General features: G+C 62.2%; 7 protein-coding genes. 4 read left to right on the top strand and 3 right to left on the bottom strand.

Annotation, left to right across the window (positions count from 1 at the left end; genetic code table 11):
• Positions 1 to 522 precede the first annotated feature (522 nt).
• Positions 523 to 699, top strand: coding sequence for a ribbon-helix-helix protein, CopG family (locus AC58EF_RS28080; RefSeq protein ID WP_497279653.1), 177 nt, complete (start codon positions 523 to 525; stop codon positions 697 to 699).
• A 306-nt stretch (positions 700 to 1,005) separates the two neighbouring features.
• Here the strand turns inward: AC58EF_RS28080 and groL are convergent, their stop codons facing one another.
• The gene (groL, locus tag AC58EF_RS28085; protein WP_497279654.1) at positions 1,006 to 2,625 is read right to left on the bottom strand and encodes a chaperonin GroEL; all 1,620 of its coding nucleotides are present in this window, start codon (positions 2,623 to 2,625) and stop codon (positions 1,006 to 1,008) included.
• A 54-nt stretch (positions 2,626 to 2,679) separates the two neighbouring features.
• Positions 2,680 to 2,994, bottom strand: coding sequence for a co-chaperone GroES (gene groES / locus AC58EF_RS28090; protein ID WP_497279655.1), 315 nt, complete (start codon positions 2,992 to 2,994; stop codon positions 2,680 to 2,682).
• 268 nt (positions 2,995 to 3,262) lie between these two features.
• Between groES and AC58EF_RS28095 the strand changes: the two genes are divergently transcribed.
• From AC58EF_RS28095 to AC58EF_RS28105, 3 genes are read left to right on the top strand one after another with little or no spacing between them, the layout of a single operon-like run.
• Positions 3,263 to 3,499, top strand: a complete 237-nt coding sequence (locus AC58EF_RS28095; RefSeq protein WP_497279656.1) for a hypothetical protein — start codon at positions 3,263 to 3,265, stop codon at positions 3,497 to 3,499.
• The gene (locus tag AC58EF_RS28100; RefSeq protein WP_497279657.1) at positions 3,496 to 3,765 is read left to right on the top strand and encodes an usg protein; all 270 of its coding nucleotides are present in this window, start codon (positions 3,496 to 3,498) and stop codon (positions 3,763 to 3,765) included. The genes AC58EF_RS28095 and AC58EF_RS28100 overlap by 4 nt, the downstream gene beginning before the upstream one ends.
• Positions 3,762 to 4,121, top strand: a complete 360-nt coding sequence (locus tag AC58EF_RS28105) for a hypothetical protein (protein WP_497279658.1) — start codon at positions 3,762 to 3,764, stop codon at positions 4,119 to 4,121. The genes AC58EF_RS28100 and AC58EF_RS28105 overlap by 4 nt, the downstream gene beginning before the upstream one ends.
• An 8-nt stretch (positions 4,122 to 4,129) precedes the next feature.
• Here AC58EF_RS28105 and AC58EF_RS28110 read toward each other — a convergent pair whose 3' ends face one another.
• Positions 4,130 to 4,318 carry a MarC family protein gene (locus tag AC58EF_RS28110; RefSeq protein WP_497279659.1) on the bottom strand — a complete coding sequence of 63 codons (189 nt, stop codon included), beginning with the start codon at positions 4,316 to 4,318 and terminating at the stop codon, positions 4,130 to 4,132.
• Between the last annotated feature and the right edge of the window lie 96 nt (positions 4,319 to 4,414).

Below are 4,414 nucleotides of genomic sequence, written 5' to 3' on the forward strand. Positions count from 1 at the left end.
GATGGGTGGCGCTGGAGCCCACTATACAAAATCCCAATGTTTGAGGTTGCATTCTTGAATGGGAACGTGCTGCGACACGGCCGGTGCCCGCGCTCACAGACACCCAGACGGTAGCCTGGGCTTTCCCAAAACCTGTTTCCGATTGGGCTCTCTCAAAATGGCAGATCGGAGATGGAGAAACGGGATGGTCGCGCGCTCCCGAAACCGTCTGTTCCGGGAAACCAAGGTAATCGGTTGAACGGAAATGTCTGGGTGACTGCAGACCAATGGGTTCATCGCGCTCGACCGGCGGCTCCCGTCAGATCCGGACGTTCANCTCCCGAAACCGTCTGTTCCGGGAAACCAAGGTAATCGGTTGAACGGAAATGTCTGGGTGACTGCAGACCAATGGGTTCATCGCGCTCGACCGGCGGCTCCCGTCAGATCCGGACGTTCACTTCACCACAGAGGAACCGCGATAACTGGTCGGTGTCAGATGTCGAACGACTTCCCGTGCAATTGTGGTTCTGATATAATCGACTGATGGAAGGCCAGGTACCGACATATTTGCCAGTTGAGTTGGTGGAACGGGTTGACGCTATTGCCAACCGGACTGGCCGCTCGCGTTCCGATGTTGTAGTTAGCGCATTGTCTGCGGGTTTGCGGGACGAGGAAAGGATGCAATCGGTCTTAGACGCTTTCGATGACTTCGAAGCCTGAATAGCCCGCTAGGCAACCATCTGTCGACCGGGTTGGTCGACACCTCTTAGACCTTTAGCACGCGTGACTGACTGCTTCTGGCAGGATCGGACATTTGTAGAAGCGCATGTGGGCGGCTGTCTCTGGTCGCGAGAAGACGGAGGCATGAGATCCTCTTCCACTTATAACGGTCGAGCCTCAGCGTATCCTAGGCCGTCAAGCCTCTCGTGGCCAATTTATCTGCGCGGCGTATGAGGTAAGTGCATCACGAGTTTACTTGGCCCTCCTCGAGGAGAAGGAGGCCCGGGCAGCCGGGCCTCCTTCCTTTCAATAATCCATCGCCGGCATCGGTGCGGCCTTCTCCTCCTTCGGAACCTCGGCGACGAGCGCCTCTGTGGTGATGAGCAGCGACGCGACCGAGGCGGCGTCCTGCAGCGCGGTGCGCACGACCTTTGCCGGATCGATCACGCCCGCCTGGACGAGGTCCTGATATTCGGCGGTGGCCGCGTTGAAGCCCCAGTTGTAATCGGAGCTTTCCAGCAGCTTGCCGACGATATAGGCGCCGTCCTCACCGGCATTCTCGGCGATCTGCCGCGCTGGCGCGCGCAGCGCCCGGCGGATGATGTCGATGCCGGACTGCTGATCGTCATTGGCGGCTTTCAGACCGTCGACCGTCCTGATCGCGCGGAGCAGCGCGATGCCGCCGCCGGGCAGGATGCCTTCTTCGACCGCGGCTCGGGTCGCATGGAGCGCGTCGTCGACACGGTCCTTCTTCTCCTTCACCTCGACCTCGGTCGCGCCGCCGACACGAATTACCGCCACACCGCCGGCGAGCTTGGCGACGCGCTCCTGCAGCTTTTCACGGTCATAGTCTGATGTCGTGGTCTCGATCTGCTGGCGCAGTTGCGCGACGCGGCTGTCGATATCGGTCTTCTGCCCGACACCGTCGATGACGGTCGTATTGTCCTTGTCGATCACGATCTTCTTGGCGCGGCCGAGCATGTTGACCGTGACGTTCTCGAGCTTGATGCCGAGATCCTCCGAGACGGTGTTGCCGCCGGTCAGGATGGCGATATCCTCGAGCATGGCCTTGCGGCGATCGCCGAAGCCCGGCGCCTTGACCGCGGCGATCTTGAGACCGCCGCGCAGCTTGTTGACCACGAGGGTCGCAAGCGCTTCGCCCTCGACATCCTCGGCGATGATCAGCAGCGGCCGACCGGACTGGACGACCTTCTCGAGCAGGGGCACGAGCGCCTGCAGGTTCGAGAGCTTCTTCTCGTGGATGAGGATGTAGGGATCGTCGAGCTCGACCTTGAGCTTCTCGGCATTGGTGATGAAGTAGGGCGACAGATAGCCGCGGTCGAACTGCATGCCCTCGACCGTCTCGAGTTCGGTCTCGAGGCTCTTGGCCTCCTCGACCGTGATCACGCCTTCGTTGCCGACCTTCTCCATCGCTTCGGCCAGGATGCGGCCGACCTCCTCGTCGCCGTTAGCCGAGATGGTCGCGACCTGCGCGATCTCGCTGTTGGCGCCGACCTTCTTGGCATGCGCTTCGAGGTCCTTGACGACCGCGCCGACGGCAAGGTCGATGCCGCGCTTAAGGTCCATCGGGTTCATGCCGGCGGCGACGGCCTTCGAGCCCTCGCGCACGATCGCCTGGGCGAGAACGGTCGCGGTGGTGGTGCCGTCACCCGCCTTGTCGTTCTGCTTGTTGGCGACCTCGCGCAGCATCTGCGCGCCCATATTCTCGAACTTGTCGGCGAGCTCGATCTCCTTGGCGACGGTGACGCCGTCCTTGGTGATGCGGGGCGCCCCGAACGATTTCTCGATGACGACATTGCGCCCCTTGGGACCCAGCGTCACCTTCACGGCGTTGGCCAGCGTGTCGACGCCGCGCAGCATGCGGTCGCGCGCGTCCGACGCGAACTTCACTTCCTTGGCAGCCATCTGCCTGCTCCTTTCTTCAATTCCTTCCTGATTGTTAGAGGGATGGCAGGCGGCTCAGGCCGCCTGCTTCAGAGGCACGACGTTGTCGATCACACCAAGGATGTCGCTCTCCTTCATGATGAGCAGATCCTCGCCGTCGATCTTGACCTCGGTGCCCGACCATTTGCCGAACAGGATGCGGTCGCCGGCCTTGACGGAAAGCTCGACAAGCGCTCCGCTATCGTCACGCGCGCCGGGCCCGACGGCTACGACTTCGCCTTCCTGCGGCTTTTCCTTGGCAGTGTCGGGAATGATGATGCCGCCTGAGGTTTTCTCCTCGGCTTCGACGCGGCGGACGACCACACGGTCGTGCAAGGGGCGGAAATGCATGCATAACCTCCAGATGCAAAACAGGTTGTGATGTCCCTGCCGTTCATCTGAACGACAGGTTCGCGTGAACTAGGAAAAGAGATTTTCGCGTTCAAGAGGGCGAATGAATTTTTTGGCACTCGCGTCACCAGAGTGCCAATCTAGTCCTTTTCAGCAACATGGCGGACATCATCCCTCTTGACGCGACTCAGACCAACACCAAAATCTTGCGCCGCGTGCGGCACCGCACGCATGAGAAAGGAGCGACACAAGGAAAGGAGCCACGGCCATGTCGCAGCCATTTTCCCGTTTTCTTCACCCCTTCGACGTTGCGCAACATCCGAGCCTCGAGCCGGAAGTCAAACGCGCCATCCTCGCCTCCTGGGCGTCCGACCATTCCGCGGTGAAGGACCAGCCGGCGATGCGAAAGCCGCCCGGCGCCAAGCGCGCCGTGCCAATCGACGAGGTCTTCGCCGCCATGCGTTCGCTCGATGAACCGCGGGCTGACGGCCGACCGCTGCAATGAGCGATCGCGGCTTCATCGCGCAGCTGGAGGGCTACGGTCTCACCACCGCCGAGATCCATTATTACCGGCCCGATGCGCCGTCGCTTCTCCAGCTGTTCGTATGGCAGGAATATGATCTTGCGCCCGATTTCCCCGTGTTGTTCGATTTCCTCGACCATTGGCGGCGCGAGATCGAGGCCGGGCTCCATTCTGTCCGGATCGCCCATGGGCGGCTGATCGGACCCACCGAATGGCGCGCGGTCGATGGCATCATCCCGCTCCCATGACACGCGGTCTTGGCGAGCGCTGGCGCCGGCGAGGCGGACGGACGGTCCGCCTCGTCCTCGTCTTCGACGACATCATGGAATTCGCGCTCGCGCTGCTGTCGGTGCCGCCCGACGAATTGGAAGCGCTGGGCTGGAGCTTTGCCGACCGCAAGCGGCTCCTCGATCATTTCCTGCGATCCGGCAAGGCAGCGCAGCGCATCCCGCGCGATGCGCTGGGGCGAAGCCAGATCACGCTGCGGCTGCCGCGACGGGACCTTGCACCGCTTCAGCGCTTCGCGCGCCGCGAACTGCCCAAGGCCGCTTCCAACGCCGCCATGCTCGACCGGGTGCTTCGGGTGTTCGACGAAGCCGCATAGCGGCTGATTCAGCCGGCCAGGAAAAGCGCGGCCGCGAGACCGTCGAAGACGAACTGGACGGCGAGACCGGCGAGAAGCACGCCGGAGATGCGGCCCACGACGTCGGCACCGGTGCCCCCAAGCAACAGGACAAGGCGGTCGGCCGCGAGCATCGCGAGCCAGGTCAAAACCATGCAAGCGACTATCATCGCGAGCACGCCGCCGCCCTCGATCCAGTTCTAGAGGCTGTTATGAACCTGCAGCGATTGAGGCCGCCTGTTTCATCATGATGCATGCGAAGGCGACGACGTGCA

It is taken from the genome of Sphingobium sp. WR1 (assembly GCF_059693745.1).

Excerpts from the sequence above, each read along its gene's own strand:
- groL (WP_497279654.1), bottom strand. The coding sequence starts at position 2,625 with ATGGCTGCCAAGGAAGTGAAGTTCGCGTCGGACGCGCGCGACCGCATG.
- AC58EF_RS28095 (WP_497279656.1), top strand. The coding sequence starts at position 3,263 with ATGTCGCAGCCATTTTCCCGTTTTCTTCACCCCTTCGACGTTGCGCAA.
- AC58EF_RS28080 (WP_497279653.1), top strand. The coding sequence starts at position 523 with ATGGAAGGCCAGGTACCGACATATTTGCCAGTTGAGTTGGTGGAACGG.
- AC58EF_RS28100 (WP_497279657.1), top strand. The coding sequence starts at position 3,496 with ATGAGCGATCGCGGCTTCATCGCGCAGCTGGAGGGCTACGGTCTCACC.
- AC58EF_RS28105 (WP_497279658.1), top strand. The coding sequence starts at position 3,762 with ATGACACGCGGTCTTGGCGAGCGCTGGCGCCGGCGAGGCGGACGGACG.
- groES (WP_497279655.1), bottom strand. The coding sequence starts at position 2,994 with ATGCATTTCCGCCCCTTGCACGACCGTGTGGTCGTCCGCCGCGTCGAA.